We start from the raw sequence: 24,868 nt of genomic DNA on the forward strand, positions 1-24,868 counted from the left end.
ACTTTTTACACCTCATAAAATGCAGTATTTTATCTGATTTCATTTGAAATTTATACTATTTTGGTATAATATAGTGTTGTCAAGAAACGTTTTACATGAATTGAAGTATTTATTTTTACAAATAATTATAACACTACTGATTATCATATCATAGATGAAAGAGGATATACAATATGGCACATAAAGCTACACCTGAACAAAGAAACGAAAGATTTCGTTCCTTTGTTCTCGCAACCAGGGAAATGATTGAAAATGAGGATTTTGACAATATTCATATTAGAAGGATTGCCGATAAAGCCGGTTTTCATAATTCGACCTTATATTCATATTTTAAAGATTCGGAATATTTAATATCTCTTGCTTCTGTTAAAGTTTTTGAAGAGTATAGCCATTCCCTGGCTGAATTAAGTAAAAGAAATTTATCGGAATATGAGAACTTTATGGAAATATGGAAGGTTTTCTGCCTAAATGCTTTTAAATTTCCGGAAATTTACAACAACTTTTTCTTTGGAAAACATAGTGATGATTTAACCTCAATATTTGAAGAATACTATAGAATCTTCCCTGATGAAGAACAGAAGCATTCCGCAAGTATACACAAAATGTATGTCGGCAAAAACTTAAATTTAAGGTGTTATGATATCTTAGAGCCGTTAGTAGGTCTCCCTAATATAAGATTGAACAAAAATAATCTGGTATTGGCGAATAATCTAATCATTGCTTCCTTCAAAAGTCTTTTGGAAGAAGCTTTAACTTTTAAGTCATCAAATACCATAGAGAAGGTAAATGAGCTTACCAGCAGATTTATGGCTACCTTGTGTTTTGTAATTGAAAAATAATTTTATTTATAGTAATTTTTCTATAATTTGTCATTAATATAAATTTAAACAATTTTACAAATACCGATACATAATGTATTATAATATCATCTCTGGTTCACACAATACCATCATATGTGAATAAAAAGAAAGCAGGCATCTGGGAACCTGCTTTTCTTTTGTTTAAACTCATATCATTCTAAGACTTTTTTCAGAATATTCTCCCAAGAAAGGCTCTTGACGCAAGTAACATCAACCTTTGAATCATCCTCTATACTCTCTCTTATCTTTTCAGCCAACTCTTCTTCAAAGGCCGGCAGCTCTTCTTTTACCGGCTCATCCATATTTCTTAAAGTAGGCAGTTTCACATACCTGATATTTGCTTCCGGTGCATTACCGGCAAAGAATTCAGGCACACCCGACAGATTTGTCATAACAACTTTCATTCCACAGGCAAGAGCCTCTATTACAACCAAAGGAATAGCATCAAAAAATGAAGGAAGAATAAATACATCACTGTCCTTATATCTTTTCGCAACTTCATTCGGTGCAAGCCTTCCCGTAAAACTCACTTTATATTTACATTTTTCCGCAAGTTCTTTTATTAAGTAAAATTCTTTTTCATTACCTGCCCCGCCAACCAGGGTAAGCTCCAGTTCATTTTCGGGATAATCAAGTTTATTCAGGCTTTTAAGCAAACTCATTACTCCCTTTTTTTCAGCTATTTTTCCTGTAAAGAGCAGGCGTTTTACATCCTTATCTTTTTTTCTTCCATCTGCATTAAAAATACTTTGATTATAACCTATTCCGACAAGAGTTATATTATCGGCATCTATACCGTATATTTTGTCCAACTCAACAGCCTGAGCCTTTTGAGGTGCAAATATTCTATCAAGTTTCCTTACATTGTCTATAATAAACTCTCTCTCCAGATTATGTTTTCCCATCTGCCTGATATCGGTGTTATGGCAAAAGCCATAGACTTTCATTTCAGGAAAGCGCTCTCTTACCAGGCTTGTAAGCAAATACAAATGATGGCACAGGATAATATCAGGCTTTATTTCATCCACGGCTTTATCAATGATTTTTAAAAATGCCTTTTTATATTTTTCTTCCATTTCAGCCGTCATATCACAATAACGGGTACTTTCATAAGGCATTTCGTCAGACATTCCGAATATATTAAACGGCAATTCCTCAGAATTAAAATATACAGGATAAAATTTTGCCTCTTCCGGCAAATCTATAACATCCTCTTTGTATACTCCTGCCACTACTCCCTGAGTATGTCCCTGCCCAGCTATTACTCTTACCAACTCGGTAAGATAAATACCGCTTCCTGTGGACATAGGCTTTTGGGCAATTATATTTAATATTCTCATAAAATCTCCTATAAAAAAAGGATGCTGCAATAAACAGCACCCTAAAACGGATATTCTCCGGTATATTCTGGCGAAGGCGTGTGAGAATCGAACTCACCCGGGACGCAAACGCGCCCTACACTGGTTTTGAAGACCAGGAGGCACACCAGTTACCTAACCGCCCCCAAAAAACAACGAGAATATTATATCGCATTTTCTATGGTATGTCAAATGAAAATATTCTTTTTTAACACATAGCTTAACCAAATATGCGGAGAGAAACCGGTATTCCTGTACGGATTCACCTCCACATATTTGGCATTTTTATCAATAGAAACTGTCTTACTGACGTTTTAATGTTAAAATATTGCCCGTTCTATTGATAATGCAGTTAATATTCTTATATCCTTCAGGCGCAAACGAAACCTTGTTATCTCCCTGAGCGAACATAATTATATTACGGAATTCAATATTATCACTATTCTTTATAAAGTCTGAATAACGGCTTAAACTCTTGGTTTTATTCCCTTCACCAACATAAATTTTCATGATTTTTTCCGTTGTCATAAAACCTTCTTCTTTAGGATTGACATAAAGTTTCCAATGCCCTGTTCCTTTATCCTTTTCAAGTTTTACAACTTCCTCATCATTTCCGGGCTCTGCGGGATTCTCAGGTTTCTTTACCTCTTCACCTTTTGTAACCTTCACTGAGGTACTGTCACTGTTATCTAAGGTAAAGAGATAAGTCTTGTATCCATCCGCCTCTATAACCATAGGAATTTCCGTTCCTTTTTTATCCGGTTTGTCTACAATCAGACTCTTGAGTTTTATGTCAAACTCATTTTCTCCTACACCGGCAGACTTATCTGTTTTATTATACTTTATACCGTCAACTGTAATTGCACTAACGCTGCTAATCCAGGCTTCGGTTTCATCTAAGCTGCCCACACCGAATGTTGAACCTATAAAGAAGTAGTCTCCCATATCCCTTACACTGAACTTTTTACTGTCTGTAGGTATTGTAAGACCCTTTAACTCTCCTGCCGGCGCATTGCCTCCTTGTTCAGGATTCTCCGGGTTCTTTGGTTCTTCAGGGTTCTTTGGTTCTTCCGATTTTGCATCTGCCTTTAACAATTCCGCTTCTATTTTCTGAGCCCTATATCCATCTGCGTAAACGGTTATAGTGACTTTTCCATATGTAGGATAGCGTTTGTTGGTAATGAAAGCTGAACCTTTAACTGTAAGTTTGTCTTCATCTATCTTATATTCATCATCGCTTACGGCAAACTTAGGATTTTTTACACCATTACTATGATAGTTCTTATTATCTCCTGCATACATAGCGATAATTTTTGAAAGATAAGTCTTATCCGCATACACAACAAGTTCCCCATCTTCCTTTACGGTGTTGCCTTCAGGATATGTAAAACCTTCTATTGATTTTCCAAGGTAACTGTCATCCATCACAAGTTCCCCAAGAAGATTGTCTTCAAGAACTTCTTTAACTCTGGTCAATCTGACAGTAGTCTTTACATCAGGAGTTTTTATATACTCCGCAAAGGTCAGGTATTTATCTTTTGTCCTTGCGGTATTTACGGCATCATTATAATAAACCCAGTCATAGAATACCTTACCCTCTTCATCATAAACGGCAACGTATTCCGTCATATCTTTTTCATATCTGTCCACTATGCCTTTTGCATAAGCATTTTCAATTTTAAGATGCTTAAAAATCTCAGCATTGGCAACAAGGTCTATATTAAAAATAATATTTGCTGATACTGCATGAGAACTGTTACCCGAACCACCTCCCGGACTTGTGGTTACTTTTGAAGCTCCTGCTATAGCATCAATCTTCATACCATCCACTGAAAGAAGACCTGACTTATTGCCCATTGTCATAACTCTGTTAATTACTGCCACCTTGTCTTCTTTATTCTCAACATCTTCACCACCGGTTACATTAAATACCTTGTCTATTGTTTTATAACCATTAAAATGAACTCTGAGGGTATAATTTCCATTGTAAGGAATATTATTTACACCTTTAGTTCCGTCTGATTCTTTTCCTCTGTTAACATCATTGTAAAGCACAAAGAGATCATTGAAGAGGTAGTAATCACTCATATATCTGAGCGTTTTTAGTTCACCCGTAGGAAGTATAAGTTCCACCTTTTCAATAGGTCTTTCAACACCCACTATTATATTTTTTACCGCAAAATGAAGGTCCTTCCCCGGTTGTACTGCCGGTTCCTTTAATAGAAATACAGGTATGTCTTTGCTTTCAACCTTTATACGAACCATAACTACATTGCTTACAGCGGACTTAATTCTGACTCTGTAGTAGCCTCTTTTTTGGAAGTTAGACTGATTACTTGAAACAACAAGAACCGCTATATCCTTGCCGTCATGTGTCTCAAATTCTTTACTGTACTTAAGGTTTTTATTGAGGTCTTTCTGGTTCTCATCATCCTGAACAAGCTGAAGTGCACCTTCTGTTGCAATAGCATCGAACCATTTTTTATCTGTATCATCGGTATAATTAAACTTAATCTTAACATCTCCGCCTTCTAAAGCAGGCTCTGTAAAATAAGGTCTTTCCGTAAGATTTTTTATATTTTTCAGGTCAAGATCAAAAGTAGTTGACTTTGGCCGTACGCGAATCTTACCTTCAGTATCATAGTTACTTAAATAATAATCCCAGCTCGCAACCCTGCCATAGCCTATTATATACTTCGCTGATTTAGTTTCCTTTGTAGGCACAGGCGCAACAACCTTACCTGCATTTTTATCTCTTTTCAGTTTAACGGTCTGACTTATCTTATCATCAGACTTACTTACAATCTTTACCTCTGCAGGATTAAGCGAAGACACTTCCCATTTAACTATGGTTCCTTCTTTATCAACCGGAGTGAGTTCGTCTGTAATATCTATACCGTCTACATATACCTTGGTGTTCTCCCTTGTATAATTTTTTTCAAAATTTACAACTACATATCTGAGAAAGCTTGTTGCATCAACAAGCTTAGTTCGTGTCTCATTTACAAGCTTAATCTGCCCAGCCTTATTGCCTGTATCCGCAGGGGTTCCGCCCCCGCTAAAACCGCCTCCGAAGTAGCTTCCTCCTGTATTTGTTCCGGTAGTATTATTTCCTGTATCTCCTGTAACCGCACTTCCCTCAGGAGTCTTATCATCGTTTACATTAATATTTGCATCACCCTGTGCTGTTTCATCATCTTCTATATTTAAATTTTTATTAGGATAAGTCTTGCCTGCCTTGACTGTTACCTTCTTACCCGTGATAACCGCCTTAATATCCTTCTTTGTTTTATTGCTCACTACAAGTTCTATTTTTGATGTAACCTTAGCCGTCTCGGAACCGGCCTTATAAATAAGTTCTGCTGACGGAGCCTTACCGCTTACGGAAAGAACAGTATCAGATGCAAGTTCTATTTTATTTCCTGCGCCATCTATAACAAGACTTGCATTCTTAACCGCTCCACGATAGACTATTTTCTTTAATACTGCTTCCTTCGCAATAAATATCTTTGATTTTACTGCTGAACTTATAATAAGAGTTTTATCCTTATAGTTTCCTCTTGGCACACGAAGATTTTTTATTGCATTCGCCTTAAGGATTATCTTATTTACATTGTTCTTCTTAAGTACACCTATCAGCTCTTTTCCCGAACTTACGGTTACTTCAGTTTTTTTAACCGTTACCTTCTTTGTTTGTGCCGCATCTGCCTGCATAGTTCCCACTTTTGTCGGTAACATTCCTATAGACATTGCCGTAATCATCGCTACTGCTAAACTTCTCTTAAGTTTTCTCATAAGACCTCCCCTTTTCTTAACCCCCAGTCAGCCATACTCCCAAACAGATTTATTCATAAACCTAAGACTTATCGTGTCAGGCAAAATTTTTAACCGGTTTATTCATATAAAAATACTGACTGATAATTATTTTATGCTGTCTTTGATAATAAAAATTATTTTCATTATCAGCGTATATATAATACTAACTTGCAGGATTAAAGTCAATATTGACTTATAATTTATATAAATCATCTATTTTATAAAAAAACTCAGTATTAATGCCTGTTTTACATATTCTTGGTCTGACAACTTGCAGTAAAATTCTATATAATGATATTTTTTCTCAAGATATTTCATATTGTATGACTTTCTCCCATACAAAAAAGCACCGTGCCACGGGTCACAACCGCAACTTGATGCTTTTTCCGATTTAAGTCTGAATGACAGACAATTATATCAGACAATTATGTATTGCCTGCTCCTTAAGCCCTGCAAACTTGAGGACTTCTCTGATTACATCCTCATTTTCCGGTGCTGAACACCAGGCAAGCCCACAGCCTGCCGATATTACCTTAGGAACCGGAATCATTCTTCCGGGCACTTTTCTTTCTTCACATACAGCTTCCATTTTCATTGCATCCGTAGTATTGACAAAGGTGACAACAATTTTAGGTTCTTTTGCTCTCATTTACACCTCTTAAGGACGGATTACAAGACCTGAATCAGCCATAGTCTGAGCGATATCATACATATTGGATACCTGACCTACCTGAAGATTTTCAGCTATTCCATAGAAATTAAGACAGGTACCGCAGGTCATAATGTTTACGCCTGCTTTCTCAAGATTCTTAAGGTCTTCTAATGAAGCTGAACCTTCTGTAGTAAGATATGCTCCGCCATTGTAGAAAATTATATTATCAGGTGTAGGAGTTATATTGGTTAACGCAAAGATATAAGCCTTCATAAGATTCTTGCCAAGCTCATCATCACCACAACCCATAGTCGGTCCTGAAATAACAACTGTTGTAGGTCCTTCCTTCTTCTCTCCCTTTTCGCAGGCAGCTTCACATCCCGCCTTCACTTCAATACGTACTACAAATTCTTCATCTGACTTCTTCTCACTTGCAGCAGCGAAATTGCTTTTAGCCGCAAGTTTCAAGAGATTTTGTACTGCTGTCTCATTATCCACTGTAACTTCAACTATACCATCTTCCGTAAGCTCTTCCATAGCTTTCTTTGTTGTTACTACAGGTAACGGACAAGCCATTCCTTTACAATCCAATTTCTTTTCCATAATAACCTCCAAACATTTTTTACCCTTAACTCCATATATCTCTGTATAGAGACCAACAAAATTTATATGATATGAATCAAGAGTTATTTATCTCTTAAAGTCTATCATTTTAATACCGATTAGTCTAATAGACTATATTTATAAATATGCTGTCTTATAGTTTAACTCTATATATACAGATTATTCTTCAATAAGAGTTCGTACCGCATTAATTGCTGTATCAACCTCTTCTTCAGTATTAAAATGTGAGAAGCTGAATCTGACCGCTCCCTGATCTACTGTTCCGAGAGCCTTATGCATAAGAGGAGCACAATGTCCTCCCGGTCTGGTGGCTATTTCAAAGCGGTTGGCAAGCTCATCACTTACTGCGCCCGATTCATAGTCTGAAAGATTAATGGATACTATAGGACATCTGTCTTTTATATCAAAATCACCATAAATTTTAACTCCCTCAATATCCTTTACACCATTATAAAATCTCCACATAAGCGACATTTCTTTGTCATGTATTGTCTGCATACCGTATTCATTTATATAGTCAATAGCCGCATCAAGTCCCGCCAGTCCATGTCCATTAAGTGTTCCCGCTTCAAGTCTTGTAGGCATTTCCACAGGCTGATGCTCATTGTAGGTCTGAACTCCGGTGCCGCCTGAAAGATAAGGCTTCACCTCTACTCCCTCTCTTACATACATTCCGCCTGTACCCTGTGGTCCAAGTAAGCCCTTGTGTCCCGTGAAGCAGAGAATATCTATATTAAGTACTTTTACATCTATAGGAAATACTCCTGCTGTCTGAGAAGCATCTACCACAAAAATCAGTCCATGCTTCTTTGCAATTTCACCAACCCGCTTGATATCAACTAAATTCCCTGTGAGATTGGAACCTGCTGTGGAAATAATGGCTTTAGTATTTGGTTTTATCAGGTTTTCAAATTCCTCATAATTCGGTCTGCCAAGCTTATCTGCAGATACAAATGAAAGTTCCACACCTTCATCTCTAAGCTGATAAAGAGGCCGAAGCACCGAATTATGTTCAAGACAGGTGGTGATAACCGCATCACCTTTTTCAAGTATTCCCTTAATTGCTATGTTTAAGCTTTCTGTAGCATTCATAGTAAAAACTATGTTAGACGGACCTTCCGCATTAAAAAATTTAGCCAGTTTCATTCTGGTCGAAAATACAGTTCTGGATGCACCCAGTGAGGCTGAATGTGTGCCTCTTTCAGCATTTCCAAGCGTTGTAAGTGCCTCTGCTACTGCCTCCACGACTTCTTTAGGTTTAACCCTTGTTGTTGCCGCATTATCTAAATAAATCATTTAACCCTCCCTGTATTTTCTAATCTCCTCAAGTCTTTCCTTAAACTCCTTCTCTGCCCCCATTCCATAAGGTTCATAATAATGCCTGTCAGAAAGAGATTCAGGGAGACATTTCATTTTTGTTATCTTATCCTCATAATTATGTGCATACTGATAACCCTTGCCATAATCAAGTTCAGCCATCAGTGAAGTAGGGGCATTTCTTATATGAAGCGGTACCGGCTCAGAAAACGTCTTAGCAGCATCATCTCTTGCCTTAAAGTAACCGGCCTCCATAGCGTTTGACTTAGGTGCTAAAGCCATATAAGTTACTGCCTCCATAAGATTTACGCTACACTCAGGCATTCCTATAAAATGACAGGCCTGATATGCCGCCACAGCCAAAGGTAATGCCTGAATATCTGCAAGCCCTACATCTTCACTTGCAAATCTTATAACTCTTCTTGCTATATAAAGAGGCTCTTCTCCTGCTTCAAGCATTCTAACCAGCCAGTATATAGCCGCATCCGGGTCTGAATTTCGCATTGATTTATGTAAAGCTGAGATAAGATTATAATGCTCTTCCCCATTTTTATCGTAAAGCAAAGCCTTCTTACCGGTGCATTGTTCCACTATTTCTTTTGTGACTATTGTTTTTTCTTTGGTAAATTCACCATTGTTAATAGCCATTTCAAGTGTGTTAAGTGCTGTCCTCGCATCACCGTTTGAAAATAACGCAATAGCATGTACCAGCTCATCAGCAATCTCTACATTAAGCATACCAAAGCCTTTTTTATCTTTCAAAGCCCTTGTTAAAAGTTTGGCAATATCCTCAGTAGTCAGCTGTTTAAGCACAAACACCTTGCATCTTGAAAGCAAAGCGGCATTTATTTCAAAGGAAGGATTCTCAGTGGTAGCCCCGATTAGGATAATACTTCCTCTTTCAACAAAAGGAAGGAAGGCATCCTGCTGTGCCTTATTAAAACGGTGAATCTCGTCTACAAATAAGACTGTCCTCATCCCAAGCTTTCTGGTTTCCCCAGCCTTAGCCATCACCTCTTTAATTTCTTTAATACCGCTTGTGACAGCGCTGAAATTAATAAACTCCGAATGTGTTTTAGCCGCAATTATGCCTGCCAAAGTAGTTTTCCCAACTCCCGGAGGTCCCCAGAATATCATAGAAGTTATATTATCATTTTCTATAAGCCTTCTGAGCAGCTTACCTTCTCCTATCAAATGTTCCTGACCCGCAAATGCAGAAAACTCCTCTGGCCTTAATCTGTCAGCCAAAGGAGTCACATTACGGCCTGTGTCAAAAAAAGACATCTGTTCCATTATGCAATTTCGCCTTTATTTGTTGTTTTTTTCTTAATTGTGATACTTTTTTTAGCCGGCTTATCCTCTGAATAGATAATCTGAGGCTTTTCCTCACCTTTAACGGCAGCCACGGTTACTATACATTTCACAGCCTTTTCCTCAGAAGGAATGGTAAACATAGTATCAAGCATGGTCTTTTCCATTATAGACCTTAAGCCTCTTGCACCCGTCTTCCTTGCTGCCGACTGTTTAGCTATTTCTCTGATTGCTTCATCTTCAAATTCAAGCTCAACTCCGTCAAATTCGAGAAGCTTCTTATACTGCTTAACCATAGCATTCTTAGGCTCGGTAATTATACGCATAAGAGCATTTTCATCAAGCAAATCAAGAGTTACGAGTATAGGCACACGACCTATGAACTCAGGTATCATACCAAATTTTACAAAATCCTGAGGTTCAAGCTGTTTAAGAAGTTCGGACACATCTTTTTTGGATTTATCCTCAATCTCACCGCCAAAACCGATTGATTTCTTGTCAATTCTTGACTCAATTATCTTCTCTATACCATCAAAAGCTCCTCCACAGATAAAAAGGATATCCTTGGTATCTATCTGTAAGAATTCCTGATGCGGATGTTTTCTTCCACCCTGAGGCGGTACAGAAGCAACTGTTCCTTCAAGCATCTTAAGTAAGGCCTGCTGAACACCCTCTCCCGATACATCCCTGGTAATGGAAGTATTCTCAGATTTTCTTGTAATCTTGTCTATTTCATCAATGTAAATTATACCATGCTCTGCCCTGTCTATGTCATATTCTGCCGACTGTATAAGCTTTAGAAGCACATTTTCCACATCTTCGCCTACATAACCTGCTTCTGTAAGAGTTGTTGCATCAGCAATCGCAAAAGGCACATTCAGAAGCTTAGCCAAAGTCTGTGCAAGATAAGTCTTACCCGAACCGGTAGGCCCAACCATGACTATATTGCTCTTTTGAAGCTCAACATCCAGGCTCTTACCCATGGAAACTCTTTTATAATGATTATAAACTGCTACAGCAAGAGCCTTCTTTGCATCATCCTGACCTATAACATACTGATCGAGAAAGTCTTTAATCTGTTCCGGTTTGTAGAGGTTGAATCCTTCTACCTCTTCATCCATTTCAAACTCTTCCTCGATAATCTCAGAACAAAGGTTTATACACTCATCACAGATGTATACACCATGTCCTGCAATGAGCTTTCTAACCTGATCCTGTGGCTTACCACAAAAAGAACACTTTAACTTGCCCTGTTCGTTACTTTTTGCCATCTATATCATTCCTCTATTCTATGCTCTCTTGGTAACTATTTCATCAATGAGACCGTAAGCCTTGGCTTCCTCAGCTGTCATAAAATTATCCCGCTCTGTATCTCTTTCAATATCTTCTAACGGTCTTCCTGTATTAGCTGCAAGCATCTCATTAAGTCTTTTACGGGTTTTTATAATATTATCCGCAACAATCTTAATATCAGAAGCCTGTCCTCTTGCACCGCCTGAAGGCTGGTGAATCATAATCTCGGAGTTAGGAAGTGCAAGTCTCTTACCCTTTGTGCCACCAGCAAGAAGAAATGCTCCCATACTGGCAGCAAGACCCATACAAATTGTAGAAACATCACATTTGATATAATTCATCGTATCATATATAGCCATTCCGGCAGTTACTGAACCACCCGGACTGTTTATATAAAGATGTATATCTTTGGATGGATCCTCTGCTTCAAGGAAGAGCAACTGAGCAATAATAACGCTTGCTGACACATCCGTCACTTCTTCTCCGAGGAATATAATTCTGTCCTCCAGAAGTCTGGAGTAAATATCATAAGATCTTTCTCCACGACTGGTCTGTTCAATGACATAAGGTACTAAACTCATATCTTCCCTCCAATATTATTCTTCAGTAGTCTCTTCTTTCTTCTTTCTTGGCTTTCTAGCAGCCTTCTTAGGAGCTTCTGCTTCCTCAGTCTCTACTGCCGCATCTCTGATAAAATCAACCGCCTTAGATACTGCAAGGTCAAGCATCATGCTCTTCTTCTCTTCCTCACCGATAGACTCTTTAAGCTTGTCTATCTCCATATTGTAAGTCTTGGACATTTCTTCTAACTCTTTATTGAAATCTTCTTCTGTAGCTTCAATATTTTCAGCCTTAACAACAGCCTCAAGCACAAGTCTGCTCTGAATTCTCTTAAGAGCCTGTGGTCTGAGGTTCTCCATAAATGTATCAGGGGTCATTCCCGTAAACTGGAAATACTGCTCAGGGCTAAGTCCCTGCTGACGGATTCTGTTTGCAAAATCCTGTGCCATCTGGCGTGTCTGTGCCTCTACCATAGCCTCAGGAATATCCATCTTAGCAGCCTCAATTACCTTGTCAATAGCAGCTTCTTCCTTAGCGCTCTTAGCGGCATTAGCCTTACGCTCTGCCACTCTCTTACTGATAGCCTTTTTATACTCTGCTACTGTATCATATTCGCTGACATCCTGCACGAAATCATCATCAAGCTCAGGAAGTTCCTTACGCTTAATCTCTTTAAGAGCTACCTTGAAAACAGCCGGCTTTCCTGCAAGTGCTTTTGCATGATACTCCTCAGGGAAGGTAACATTTACATCAAACTCATCTCCGGCCTTGTGTCCGATTATCTGGTCTTCAAATCCTTCTATGAAAGCATGTGAACCAAGTGTAAGAGGATAGTTCTCGCTCTTCCCACCGTCAAACTGCTCTCCGTCTACATAACCGTCAAAGTCAATAACAGTCTCATCACCGTTTACAGCCTCACCATCTTCAACTTTGATAGTTCTTGCGTTTTTATTTCTGTCCTGATCTATTTCATTGTTAAGCTCTTCTTCTGAAACTGCGGTATCAACCTTAGCTACAGAAACACCCTTGTATTCGCCAAGTTCAACTTCCGGCTTAGTTGCTACTGTTGCGGTAAAGATGAAAGGCTTACCCTTTTCAATCTGTGTTACCTCGATTTCAGGCTGTGAAACTATCTCTAAACCACTTTCCTTAGCAGCCTCTTCGTAAGCTGCTCCGATAATTTCATTTGCAGCATCTTCAAAAAATACTTCTGTACCATACATTTTCTCTATCATAGCAAGAGGTGCTTTTCCTTTACGGAATCCGGGAACAGCAATTCTGTTCTTCTGCTTATGATATACTTTGTTAATTGCTGCATCTAATTCTGTCGCTTCTCTTTCAATGGTAAGCTTTACCATATTCTTCTGCTCTAAATTCTCGATCTTTACGCTCATTTTTAATTATTTCCTCCTTAAATTATAGCTAAATATATGCTATGACAGTTTATCATTATAGCATAGGGGGTTGGAAATTACAATACTCGTATAGGACAAAGTCGATAAAGTTCAAACAAAAATCATAAATTCGGTATAAAATTTCTGCCTGATTTTAGTGTGTCCTTTTAAAATAATCCATTAAAATGTCCTTGATATAGTTATACCTTCTTGCATAAGAGTTTTCCACCCTGATAATCTGCAGGTTGTGAGCCTTACATATCTCATTTTTCTTCCTGTCTCTTTCTCTGACAGCTTCCTCCGTATAATGCTCCTTCCCGTCAAGCTCTATCGCAAGGATTGGAATTTCAGCCTTCCCCTGCTTTTCATAAACCACGAAGTCAAACCTTCCCATGTAAAATAGGACATTATGGGTTAAATTTTCTTGAAATACCTGAGAAATAGCCACTTCCTTATGGATAGTATATCTGCTTTGAGTAAGCCAGATATTCCCTAAGGCATGTGTTAAATTGTCGAGAAAGGCATTTTCAGTGGCTGTTGAAAACGGCTGTACTCCCAAAGCCCTCGAACTCACCTGTTTTTTAGTAACCGCAGACTGACCGTTGGTTCTTATATAATTTACCAATTCATATAAGTCATCATCAGTATTGTTCCCATGTAATCTTTCAAGCTCTTTGGTACTTGCGAGCAGGATGAGTTTCTCCTTAGCCCTTGAAGTTGCCACATTAAGAAGTTCTTTATTGTTTTTAAGCCAGTTGTAAGTCCCTTCAGTCGTCCTGTCTGAAAGTGCGGTAGAAAACAATACTACATCTTTCTCATCTCCCTGAAAAGCATGAACTGTTCCACAGGAAATATTCCTTAAATTTCTGTCTCTGATTCCTCTTTCTATAAGTTCCCTTTGATTGACAAAAGGGGTTATTACCGCTATGCTCTTGTCTTTGTTATGTTCGGCATAATCAAGAATTTCAGCCACTTCAGCCGGAGAAGTATTTTTAGTCTCGCTTCGGCTGTTTTCTACATTTACATAGACAAGCGGTTCTTTTTCCTCACTCTTTGTCATTATTTCAAGTTTAGAGTTATAATACTTTTTGTTGTTAAAATCAATTATCTTCTTATGAGAACGATAATGGTTACGCAGTAAAATCTCATCGCTTACCGCATCACAAGCAAGATATGTTTTATAAATTGAATTTTCTTTATAATCATATTCATCACTTATGTTGTACTTTTTCCTTAATTTTATATTGCTTATATCATCTAAGAGAACCACAGGTCTAAGTTGTTGAGGATCTCCCACCAGCATCATATTTTCCCCCCTGATTATAGGCACAAGGGAAATTGCAACATTGCACTGGCTGGCTTCATCTATAATGACCATATCAAATAATATCTCCGGCTTACCCAATCTGTGAGCAGATATACAGGTAGTCACCATTATAGGAAATACCCTCTGAAGCGATTTTACATTTTCTGTTTTTTTAAGATACCCGGCAAATTTTTGAATTCTATCGTCCTCTTTCATATCGGCATCCAGTATATCAATAAGCTCACTAAATGGCTTGGTTTCAAGCTTCTTTATATATTTAGCTGAAGTGAAATAAAGATATTGATAAAATTCTTCATCATTTCTGTCCAAAAGCTCCATAACCTTATCATTGGATACTTCCCCTATATCATCAATCTTCTGATTCAGGTTATTCATCTGATTCATCTGCAAATCCATCTGAAAGGCTGCAATTGAACCTTCATTTTTCATTCCCTTCTGATATTTCATCAGATGCTCCATACTTTCTTTTCGCTCTCTTAATTCAACTACGTCTTCATAGTTTTTCAGCAAGTCGGAAAGCTGTTTTGCCCTTACTTTCCTATCCTCTTTTCTTTTATTCAGTGTGTCCTCATATATATTAATTGCAGCAACCTGCTTTCTAAGCTCTTTTATATAATTTATAGCTTCTCTCAGCTTTTGAGTATTGCCAAGTCTGAGTATAGGAAACGGTATGGTTTTACCTTTGTATTTTAAATTACTGAGAGCTTCAGTCACACTGTCTATAGGTGTATTATTATATGAAGCAAAGAGGACCGTTGTTTCATTAAAAAATGCCGTAATTATAGTATTTTTAATCGTATTTGTCTTTCCTGTACCCGGCGGTCCCTGAATGTAGGCACAGGGAAACTTCATAGCATTATTTATAGCAAGTAATTGGTCCAGGTTTATATTTTTATTGATAAGAGCTATAGGATATGCCTTGCTCCTTCGCGGTTTTGCAAGCAATTCTCCAAAAAATGCCTTTATAGGTGTGCTTACCTCATCAGTACCATACATATCTAATATAGCCTTATATTCGCTGTTTAAGTCAAGTGCCACATCAAGCCCAAGTCCAATGATATAGGGAATGTCATCTACCTGTTCACAACCCTGTAAATGGCTTGCAATAGCATCTTTAATAGCTTCCTGATTTTTTTCAAATTCGCTTAGCAGTTCATACTCTTCAGCCTCTAAAAATTTCCTTACGTTCTGAACTTCTCCGACTATTGTAAACTGAGTACATATTGTTATTTCTTTGGCCGGCTTTAGAGCCCTTGCCTTTACATCTAAACCAAGCTTCCTATATGCAAGTACATGCAACCCCTTATTTGTATGTACGCTAAGCACATTCATAGCCAGATTTTTAATCTGCAATCCACCGCTTTCAAATTTCTTTTTGTCTTTATTATATTGAAAATACTTAACTATGAGCTTAAATTGTTCTTCCGAAAGCTCGTAAACATCATCAGTTATGGTATCTCTGTCTAAATAATGTATAAGTTCAAAATCTGTCTCATAGGTGCTTCCATCTAATTTGTTGCACATTTCAAGGTAGCTAAGGATTTTCAAATTTGCATTTTGTTTGAATATATTTACATATTTTTCCGGGTTCATAGCTATATCTTCAATCAGCTTTTCATTTCTCTCACAAAAACTTCCATTCACTACTTCAGCTGAAATTATCGAATCTAAAAATATCTTATCCAATCTCATAACTGTATAATAGCCCAAATGAAGACCATCTACCTTCAGAACTCTTGTATATGGCTCCAAATCCACAACACTGATCCAGTATCTGGTAATTTCTTCACTTTTGTTCTTATACTCTATTTTTAACCATTTCCCCTCGTGAATGGCTCTGAATAACTCTCTGCAAATATTGTCCATAAACCCCTCTGATATTTATGTGTGAATAATCGTAGTAACTAAAGCTCTATTATAGCATTATACAGATACTTTTTAAATATGTTAGTGATTTACGTTCGCTAAAAGTTCGAAAAAGCGAACGCAAAATTTGCGTTCGCTTAAAAATCATACATTAAATATTATCGTCTTGAAATACTTTAAACACATTACTTCACCGGTATGGAATTAAGTATCAGTCTGCCCTTTCTATACTCACTCCATACCGCCTTATTATTGTAAAGTATAGGTGATTCACCTGATATCTTCATATCTTCAATAGATTTTATTTCAGAAAGCTTATTTCCGTTTTCGTCAACAATCAGATATTGCAATACGCTTTTATCGCTTTTAAGATTTAACTTATTCCAGATAAGCATTATTCTTTTTCCATCAAGCTTCACCATCTTAGGAGCTGTATAGGTAGTATTTTTATCTTTAGTATAGTCTGTATATTTATTTTCAATTGTTTCTAAGGTATTTTTATCAAGAGAATAAAGCACAACATCTCTTTTATCTACATCTTTACCTGTAATATCAAAACTGTCAAAACCGATTGCTTTTGAATAGTCAATCCTATTCACTCCGACAAGTACTTTGTTTACAGTATTTAAAGCAGAGCCGATAGAAACTCCGGTTTGGTTGGCTCCGATTTCTCCCGGAATTTTAAGTATTTCTTTTTCTTTTGACGGAGAAAACATCTCCCTGTCTATTATTGTGTACCATCCATCGTTTCCTATGTATCTTTTCTCCGGCTCCAAAGCTTGTGTCCTTAACCAGCTAACCTTTATACTTCTTGGATAAGCATCACCATGGTCTACAACTATAAATTCATTTCCGTCAGCCATCGCAAACTGATTAAAATCATGACTTACATGATTTCGCTGAAATTCGTCTAAATCATCTGCGTTCAACAATGACATTGTATCTTCATTAAATGCTATCGTAAGCTGACTCTGATGTCCGTCATATCTTTGTCTTGAAGTGTGTATGAGTATTGTCCGCCCTATCTCCGCACATCTTAAAGAACCTGAATTAAACGGAAATACTGTGTAGGCACCATTTACGGAAACACTTCCAAGCTCATTAAATTTCCTGTCATATTTAACTATCCTTATTACTTCTTTACCGGCATTCTTTTCTTCATTATTGTTTCCAAAAATAAGATAGTTGTATTCCCCACCTTTGTAAAATCCGCCAAACTTTTCCCCCTGATATGGAAGCTCCTTTATTTCAAGCAAATTCCCCGATGAATCATATCTATTTATACTGACTCTGTTATTTTCTTTTTTACTATAATTCTCTAGCGCCTCAACCTTCACCAAATTACCATTTTCTTCATACAGGTAATTTCCAATCGTATTCGCCCATCTTCCGTCTATATCATAACCTCCGATTGCCGTATTTGTATAATTGGCATAACTTTCAATAGGTGGCTTATCAGACTTTAATTCCGCTACATTCTTAGGAAGCTTTGTATATAACAAATATTTTTTCTTTGCCATATCCTTAGCATAAACCAAGTCAAACTTTGCTGCCAATTCGTCAAAATCTGCATATAAAATCTTATCCTTTGACCAATAAGAGTCGGATTTTACAACATATCCTTTAACTTCTGTTCTTTTGCCGTCTACATCTAACCTTATATTTTCAGGCTTACCATAAATGCTCTTAGGCAAAGTAATATAGTTGTGTTTACCCTTATATTTTTTACCTGTACTTACCTTTACGGATTTTTTCTTTGTATTTACACTTATTTTGGCTTCTTTGGTTGTTCCTTTTAAATTACTGAAAAAATCTTCTACCGAAATATATATTTTGTTATTCTTACTGTCTGTATAGAAGGCAGTTCCATAATCGCTTTCTCCCTCCACTACAGCCTTAAAATTCTTTAATACTTTTTTATCTTTCTTTACTTTCTTTTTAGCCGGTTTAACCGCCTTCTTTTTTGCATAAACCTTGATTACAGTACTGTCTAATGCTCCGGCTTCTAAAGCTGATACACTAAGTCCTAATGCAAGAATTGATGATAACAGGGCTATTTTTACATATTTCTTTAATTTCATTTCAGATTTTCTCCTTTATATTATTCCAACATCCACTTCCACATAGGTATGATTTTAACTTTTATCCCCTCATACTCAAGTTCTGTTTCCTCACTATCGGTAATTACAATACATTTTGCATCAGATATAAAATTTTTAAGTTTTACAAAAGCTCCAATCTTCCTTGCCTTTGTATCCGGATTGTCAAGAAAACTGTAGCTTACCTGTATAGCCAGTTCCCTGTCCGGAACATAAAAATCAATTTCTGCATTATTCTCAAAATAAAATACATTATCTACACTATATCTTCTAATCAACTCAATTGCAACAAGGTTTTCAAGAACGGCGGTCTTACTATCCATAACCAAAAGTCCAAGCAGACCCGTATCCATAAAATAATATTTTGACAGGGTTTCTTTATCAACTAACTTTGCCGAATAATTCTGTATTTTAAATAGAAGATATGAGTCAAGCATAAATCCCATATAATTAATTACTGTCTGCTTGCCAATAGCTATACCTGTGCTTTTTATTATATTTGTAAGCCTGTTATATGATATAGGCTGCATTACAGATTCCGCTATTTTTTTTAATATCAAACGTACTGCAAAGTCATTTGTGATTTTATTTCTTCTAATTATATCTCCAAGGTATATAGTCTGATAAATATTACTTAAATACTCTCTCTTGTTCCTTATCTCTACTAATTCTGGAAATGCACCATATTTCACATAATCATTATACAAGCTGATTATTTCTGCTTTATCTACTGTACTGATTATACCCGAATAATCCTTAGTTTCCCCTTTTGCAGTCAAATATTCCTTAAAAGAATAAGGGAAAATCTGAACTATCATAAATCTTCCACCAAGAGTTGAGGCAATTTCACTACTAAGCATCTTACTGTTACTTCCGGTAATATTTACCCTATACTTCATATCCGAAAGATGGCGGACAAACTTCTCCCAACCATCTACATTTTGAATTTCATCCAAAAACAAATATGGTTTGTTATTTGTACCTGATAATTCAATACTAATTTCTAAAATCATATTTAAATCATCAGCAGTTACTTCTAAAAACCTCTCATCTTCAAAATTAACATAAACTATCTGATTTAACGAAATTCCGTCATCAATAAGTTTTTTTATCTGCTGATACATCATATAAGACTTACCTGTACGTCTTATACCTACAAAGCAATAATTTACATTATCTTCCAACTCATAATTCCTATAAATAACAGAATTATTTAGGTACATTTCTTTTTGGTCAATTAGAATCTGTTTCATATTTTCTCTATTCATAGATTCCTCCCGTCTTGTGAATAAGACAATTTTTGCTTTTGTCTTGTCTACAAGACAATTATACATAATTATTGTCTTATCTGTAAGACAATATCCGGCTATTTTTTTCTTATATGCACCTGCGCAATATCTTCCGGAAAATTATGTTTACTGTTTTCAATGAAGCCTACAGTGAAGACTTCTCTGTAAAATGTGATCTTCTCCTTAAAAATAATATAGCTCTTTGGGATATGGTGCATAGCGGTAACCGTGAAGGCTCTCTTGATTCCGATATTAAGGATGAACTATGAGAAACTTTACTATAAATAGCAATTATTGATATACCCAATTTTTAACCGTTATATATAAAACAAGGGTGAAAATCCTATTCAAAAGATTTCCACCCTCTATTATCATAGAAGATTTATGTTTTCAGGCTTTTTTATAGTCTCTTTTTCAGTTTTGTTGAAACAGTACAATTCTTTACCTGTATTTTACCTTCTGATACAAATACTCCAAGTGCATCTCCCGGTTTCGTATACATTCTTGCACTGAGAGCAACTCCGTCTACATATATAACTGCAATTGTATCATCTATGATTAAACGTATATTATATATTTTATTCGGTATAAGCTCTATCGGGCGTTCTGAACCCTGACTTAAATACGTAAACCAAGGCCAGTTGGGATTTTTCTCACATATATATCTGTTCTCATTACAATGGAAGATAAACTGATACGCCTGCTCTGTTTCAGGATCATCATAACAGCGAATTCCAAAGGCATGGCTTCCTTCCTCAAACATTATATCTGCCTCAAAGCTGAAAATATCTCCACAATTCTTTTTAATTATTTTTTCGCTTCTTGCGCCAATGCTGTCTATGGAGAAATCTTCAATTTTCTCTCTTTCCGAAAATGCGTTCCAGACTGTGTCCGGTATTTTTACACCTAAACTTCCGTCTTTACGCTGATATATTTCGTGTGGAACAAAGGTGCCTGCCCATTCATAGTTATTTCGATCATCACAGTCTTCTTTAGTCGCTACCCATCCAAATAACATACGGTGCCCATTCAGGCAAAACGTTCTGCCCGCATAATACGCTCTGCCGTCAAAAGCATCATCTTTTGGAGCAATCCATGGACCATCAATATTTCTGCTCATTCTGTAAATCATCTTGCTTCTGTCGCTGTATTCAGTGACTACATGGTACCACCAGTCACCTATTTTAAAAAGATCAACCATCTCGTGCATAACAAAGAGGTTTGGTGCCCAAAAATCACCTTCGAATTTCCACTCCTTTAAATCCTTTGAAGTAAATTTAACGGTACGCCCTGATTGTCTGGTTTTAGGACCTTCCTTCCTGGCACCCAGAATTAATATATACTGTTTATTTTCCTCATCCCTTAAAACAAATGGGTCTCTCCAATCATCAGGATCATACCCGGCCTGAGGTGTGAATTTCATAATATCAGATGTTTTTGTCCAGTGGATAAGGTCATCACTTACTGCATGCATCAAAACCTGAGAAGGCTTTCCCTGTTTTGGATATTCTCTGTTATATCCGGTATAAAAAGCGTGGTAATCTCCTTCTCCTTCAAATACACTCCCTGCAAATATGAACTGATCCTGCTCTTCATCGGTTCCACGTGGAATTGCAATTCCCATGTCTTTATAATCTACGAAATCTGATGTTATGGCAAGATCCCAGCCAAAGGGTTCCCCAAACGGGCAGGGTTTACGGTTATCTCTTTGATGAAAAAGATAGAAATCATTGTCTTTGCCGTAAGGCATACAATCTCCGAACCAGGTTCCCGGAAATTGATAATATAATTTATTCATCACATATACCTCCAAATTTATTTAACCTTTTACCGCACCGGCAGACATTCCCGCCAGCATTTTTTTACTGCTGAAAAAATAAAATATAAACACCGGTATAACCGTTACCGTTATTGCTGCAAATGTTGCACCCCAGTCAGTCAGTCCCATACTTCCCACATAGTCATTTAGTCCCAGAGTTATTGTTTTCATGCTGGTTGAACGTGTAAATGTATATGCATTAATATACTCGTTCCAACAGAACACTGCCTGCATTGTTGCAACAGTTATAACTGAATTCAATGACAGGGGCATAACCATTTTAATAAAACAGCGGACAGGACCGCAGCCATCGATAATAGCTGCCTCCAATACTTCATCCGGCAAAAATTTGCTGAAAGAATAAAATAATTGTATTGAATATGATAAGGAAAATGCGATTTGAGGCAGTATTATTGCCGCATATGTGTTGAGCATTCCCAGCCGGTTAAAGATTGTAAAAAGTGGTATCAGCGCCACCTGCATCGGAAGCATCAAACCCAGGAGGAAATAATTTAACAAAAATTTTTTAAACTTAAATTTAATTTTGCTAAGTGCGAAACCTGCCATAAGAGCGAGAAGCAAAAGCGGAATTATAACTCCGATCAGCACAATTATACTGTTTTTAAAGTATGTAAACATATGGCTTTTTGTAAATACAGTAATATAGTTGCCTAAATAAACAGAGGCGGGCAGGGCATACGCAGGCAGCTTTCTAAAGTCTTCAAGCGATTTAAAGCTTGAAAATATTACATATACAAACGGGTATACCTGTACAACTACCAGAATAATTACCAGCGTCCACTTAACTATTGCTCCACACAGATTTTTCTTAAGTTTCATGCCTCATCACCCCCACCTGTAGCTTTCCTGAATATTAGTCCTACTGTCAAACATACAATAACAATCATTATGGCGACAGAACTTCCATATCCGTATTGCTTGCTTGCAAAGGCCTGTTTATACATATAGGTAGTCATAAGCTCGGATGCATTTCCCGGTCCTCCGCGTGTCAATAAATATGAAAATTCAAAAGATCTCAATGAGCCGTTTAATACCAGAATGCAGTTTGCTATTATGACGGGCTTAATATAAGGTATTCTTACATGTATATACTCCTGAACACGATTTGCACCATCTATAAGTGCTGCTTCACCGAGCTCATTTGGAACTCCTATAAGTGCCGCATAGAATATAACCATATAAAGTCCCAAATACTTATATCCTTCTACAAAAGCAACCACATATAATGATATGTCAGAATTAGATGTCCATTCCATTACTTTAAGTGCCGGATTGAACATTGATAGTATTTGATTAACAACTCCGGTAGGTGTCACAGACAATAATTTCAAAAATATTTGACATATTGCAACAGAAGAAATTACCACCGGCACATAATACAGTGTCTGAAGAACTGTTCTGCCCCGTTTAACCCTGCTTAGCAGAATTGCAAATAACAATCCTCCAAATACCTGTATTACAACATTAATGACAGTGTAAATAAGTGTGTGTAAAACTGTTATCCTGAAAATTTTATCTTTCATTAACAATTCCGCATAATTTTTTAATCCGACAAAAATCTTTTCACCAACACCACTCCATTCAAAGAAGCTATAGTACCCGGCCCATATTATAGATACTATAACAAAAGTGGTGTAAATCAAAAATGCAGGAAATATAAATAAAAATATTGTTCTTTTTTTCCCAAAAGCTTTTTGCATATTACACCTCTTTCATTGGCAGAACTGATAAATACCGATCCTGCCAATAGTTGTACAATACAGCGGCTCATCTATTTATTTATAAATGAATCACATTTGCTTATAAATTCTTCAGGCTTAATTTCACCCTGAGCCAGCTTCTGCTGCTCATCCACTATTTTTGTCATTACTTCCGAATCAAGTTTATCATCCCAGGATGTCCAAGCTGTTTCAGCCTTTGAGAACATCGGCTGTGTATCATAATATAATTGTGGAAGTCCTTCAGGCAGGTCTTCGTTAAAAGGAGAGAATATCTGTGCCTGAGTATAGCAGGCATTTGAAAAATTACTGCACATATAGTCAAAGAAATCTTTCATTGTATCATCATATGTTGCCTTGTTAAATCCTTCTGCAAAGCCCGCATGTATCGGTACATTAGTCGGCATATTCTTCAACCCTTCCGTATCCGGTACCGGGAAGAAACCAAGTTTTCCTTCTTTATACATTTCATCTGCAAGTCCGATTTGTCCTGAGCCTGAATAGAATATTGCACCTGTTCCGCCATAGAATAAATTGCAGGCTGATGTATAATCAACACTTGAGAAACCCGGCTCAAAATATCCTTTTGTTCCTAAATCATATAATAAATTAACTCCATACTTTGCAGAATCATTTGAGTTGAATTTGTCCTTACCTGCCTGATAGTTTGTAATAAATTCAGGTCCGGTAACTCTCCAAGGAGAGAATGAAAGATAACGCATCAGCTGCCAGGCATCAGAACCACCGACAATCAGCGGAATCTCACCTATATCTGCAATTTTTTTACATATATCTTTGAAGTCTTCCCATGTCTTCGGTTCTTTTGTTATGCCTGCTTTCTCAAATATATCTTTTCTGTACATAAAGTATTCACAATATAATCCTTGAGGGAATAGGTATAAATTTCCATCATCTGCATCGGTAAGAAAATTAATGATTGCTCCATTCATCTTATCATAGAAGCCATTTCTTTTAAGTTCAGCACCTACATCAACCAGAGCATCGTTATCTTTACACGCTTTAGAAAGTGTTCCATTCGGACAGCCATAAATATCTGGAAGCGTATTGCTGTTGATATACATCTGAAGTTTTGTGAAATAGTCCTGCATATCATTCACCAGTTCAATTTCATACTCTAACCCTTTTTCTTTACAATAATTGCTAAGTAAATAATTAAACACTTGGTACTGTTCAGTTGATTCAGTTCCTTTTAAAAGTGCAGTAATTTTTGTCCTTCCTCCGGTCTTGGAAGTATTTCCGGATGTTGCAACAGTACTTTTTTCCGTATTTTGTTTTGTGGATTTATTGCCTTCTGTCTGCTGTCCGCAGCCTGTAAAGGCAAAAGAGGTCATTATGACCAAGGTTAAAATAAATGCAACTACTTTTTTCTTCATGTTTACCCTCCATTTTATTTTTTATTTTTTATTTCCTACTTGAAATATACCGTTTTTTTCACTCATTAACAATAAAAAAAATGGCTAAAAGTATAAAATACTTACACTTTTTAACCATTTTTGAGGTTTATTTTTGATAAAATGCACAA

At 36.8% G+C, this 24,868-nt stretch carries 18 protein-coding genes and 1 tRNA gene; 2 read left to right on the top strand and 17 right to left on the bottom strand.

Annotation, left to right across the window (positions count from 1 at the left end; translation table 11 throughout):
• The first annotated feature begins 173 nt into the window (after positions 1–173).
• Entirely contained in the window at positions 174–839 is a 666-nt protein-coding gene (locus GCWU000282_RS13855; RefSeq protein ID WP_023355793.1) for a TetR/AcrR family transcriptional regulator, read from the top strand.
• A 173-nt stretch (positions 840–1,012) separates the two neighbouring features.
• Here GCWU000282_RS13855 and GCWU000282_RS13860 read toward each other — a convergent pair whose 3' ends face one another.
• The 13 genes from GCWU000282_RS13860 to GCWU000282_RS13915 form a co-directional block, all read right to left on the bottom strand.
• Positions 1,013–2,200, bottom strand: a complete 1,188-nt coding sequence (locus GCWU000282_RS13860; RefSeq protein WP_023355794.1) for a glycosyltransferase family 4 protein — start codon at positions 2,198–2,200, stop codon at positions 1,013–1,015.
• Between the two features lie 68 nt (positions 2,201–2,268).
• Positions 2,269–2,365: transfer RNA gene (locus tag GCWU000282_RS16710), tRNA-Sec, on the bottom strand.
• Positions 2,366–2,521: 156 nt separating this feature from the next.
• Positions 2,522–6,013, bottom strand: a complete 3,492-nt coding sequence (locus GCWU000282_RS13865; protein WP_023355795.1) for a hypothetical protein — start codon at positions 6,011–6,013, stop codon at positions 2,522–2,524.
• A gap of 433 nt (positions 6,014–6,446) precedes the next feature.
• Positions 6,447–6,683, bottom strand: a complete 237-nt coding sequence (locus GCWU000282_RS13870) for a DUF3343 domain-containing protein (protein ID WP_023355796.1) — start codon at positions 6,681–6,683, stop codon at positions 6,447–6,449.
• Positions 6,684–6,692: 9 nt separating this feature from the next.
• Positions 6,693–7,289, bottom strand: a complete 597-nt coding sequence (yedF, locus tag GCWU000282_RS13875) for a sulfurtransferase-like selenium metabolism protein YedF (RefSeq protein WP_023355797.1) — start codon at positions 7,287–7,289, stop codon at positions 6,693–6,695.
• A 180-nt stretch (positions 7,290–7,469) separates the two neighbouring features.
• Positions 7,470–8,606 (bottom strand): aminotransferase class V-fold PLP-dependent enzyme, encoded by a 1,137-nt coding sequence (locus GCWU000282_RS13880; protein ID WP_023355798.1) that lies wholly within the window; start codon positions 8,604–8,606, stop codon positions 7,470–7,472.
• Complete coding sequence (locus GCWU000282_RS13885; protein WP_023355799.1) at positions 8,607–9,920, bottom strand: replication-associated recombination protein A; 1,314 nt, start codon at positions 9,918–9,920, stop codon at positions 8,607–8,609.
• Positions 9,920–11,209 carry an ATP-dependent Clp protease ATP-binding subunit ClpX gene (gene clpX / locus GCWU000282_RS13890; protein ID WP_023355800.1) on the bottom strand — a complete coding sequence of 430 codons (1,290 nt, stop codon included), beginning with the start codon at positions 11,207–11,209 and terminating at the stop codon, positions 9,920–9,922. The genes GCWU000282_RS13885 and clpX overlap by 1 nt, the downstream gene beginning before the upstream one ends.
• An 18-nt stretch (positions 11,210–11,227) precedes the next feature.
• Positions 11,228–11,812: an ATP-dependent Clp endopeptidase proteolytic subunit ClpP gene (clpP, locus tag GCWU000282_RS13895; RefSeq protein WP_023355801.1), complete on the bottom strand. Its 585-nt coding sequence runs from the start codon at positions 11,810–11,812 to the stop codon at positions 11,228–11,230.
• A 15-nt stretch (positions 11,813–11,827) separates the two neighbouring features.
• Positions 11,828–13,186 (bottom strand): trigger factor, encoded by a 1,359-nt coding sequence (gene tig / locus GCWU000282_RS13900; RefSeq protein ID WP_023355802.1) that lies wholly within the window; start codon positions 13,184–13,186, stop codon positions 11,828–11,830.
• Positions 13,187–13,340: 154 nt separating this feature from the next.
• Positions 13,341–16,379, bottom strand: a complete 3,039-nt coding sequence (locus GCWU000282_RS13905; RefSeq protein WP_023355803.1) for an AAA domain-containing protein — start codon at positions 16,377–16,379, stop codon at positions 13,341–13,343.
• A gap of 185 nt (positions 16,380–16,564) precedes the next feature.
• Complete coding sequence (locus GCWU000282_RS13910) at positions 16,565–18,460, bottom strand: hypothetical protein (protein ID WP_023355804.1); 1,896 nt, start codon at positions 18,458–18,460, stop codon at positions 16,565–16,567.
• 20 nt (positions 18,461–18,480) lie between these two features.
• Positions 18,481–19,746: an ATP-binding protein gene (locus GCWU000282_RS13915; RefSeq protein WP_035041153.1), complete on the bottom strand. Its 1,266-nt coding sequence runs from the start codon at positions 19,744–19,746 to the stop codon at positions 18,481–18,483.
• A 143-nt stretch (positions 19,747–19,889) separates the two neighbouring features.
• Here GCWU000282_RS13915 and GCWU000282_RS16715 point away from each other — a divergent pair, with 143 nt between their 5' ends.
• Positions 19,890–20,036, top strand: coding sequence for a uracil-DNA glycosylase family protein (locus tag GCWU000282_RS16715; protein ID WP_023355806.1), 147 nt, complete (start codon positions 19,890–19,892; stop codon positions 20,034–20,036).
• Positions 20,037–20,167: 131 nt separating this feature from the next.
• On the opposite strand, the gene GCWU000282_RS13925 is transcribed toward GCWU000282_RS16715, so the two are convergent.
• From GCWU000282_RS13925 to GCWU000282_RS13940, 4 genes are all read right to left on the bottom strand, one after another.
• Positions 20,168–21,565: a glycoside hydrolase family protein gene (locus GCWU000282_RS13925; protein WP_023355807.1), complete on the bottom strand. Its 1,398-nt coding sequence runs from the start codon at positions 21,563–21,565 to the stop codon at positions 20,168–20,170.
• Between the two features lie 21 nt (positions 21,566–21,586).
• A complete protein-coding gene (locus GCWU000282_RS13930) occupies positions 21,587–22,426 on the bottom strand; it encodes a carbohydrate ABC transporter permease (RefSeq protein WP_023355808.1) in 840 nt (279 codons plus the stop codon).
• Positions 22,423–23,130 (bottom strand): carbohydrate ABC transporter permease, encoded by a 708-nt coding sequence (locus tag GCWU000282_RS13935; protein WP_242828970.1) that lies wholly within the window; start codon positions 23,128–23,130, stop codon positions 22,423–22,425. Before GCWU000282_RS13935 ends, GCWU000282_RS13930 begins: the two co-directional genes overlap by 4 nt.
• Positions 23,131–23,378: 248 nt before the next feature.
• Complete coding sequence (locus GCWU000282_RS13940; RefSeq protein ID WP_023355810.1) at positions 23,379–24,719, bottom strand: ABC transporter substrate-binding protein; 1,341 nt, start codon at positions 24,717–24,719, stop codon at positions 23,379–23,381.
• Positions 24,720–24,868 lie beyond the last annotated feature (149 nt).

Source organism: Catonella morbi ATCC 51271, assembly GCF_000160035.2.
Taxonomy (GTDB): Bacteria; Bacillota; Clostridia; order Lachnospirales; family Lachnospiraceae; genus Catonella; species Catonella morbi.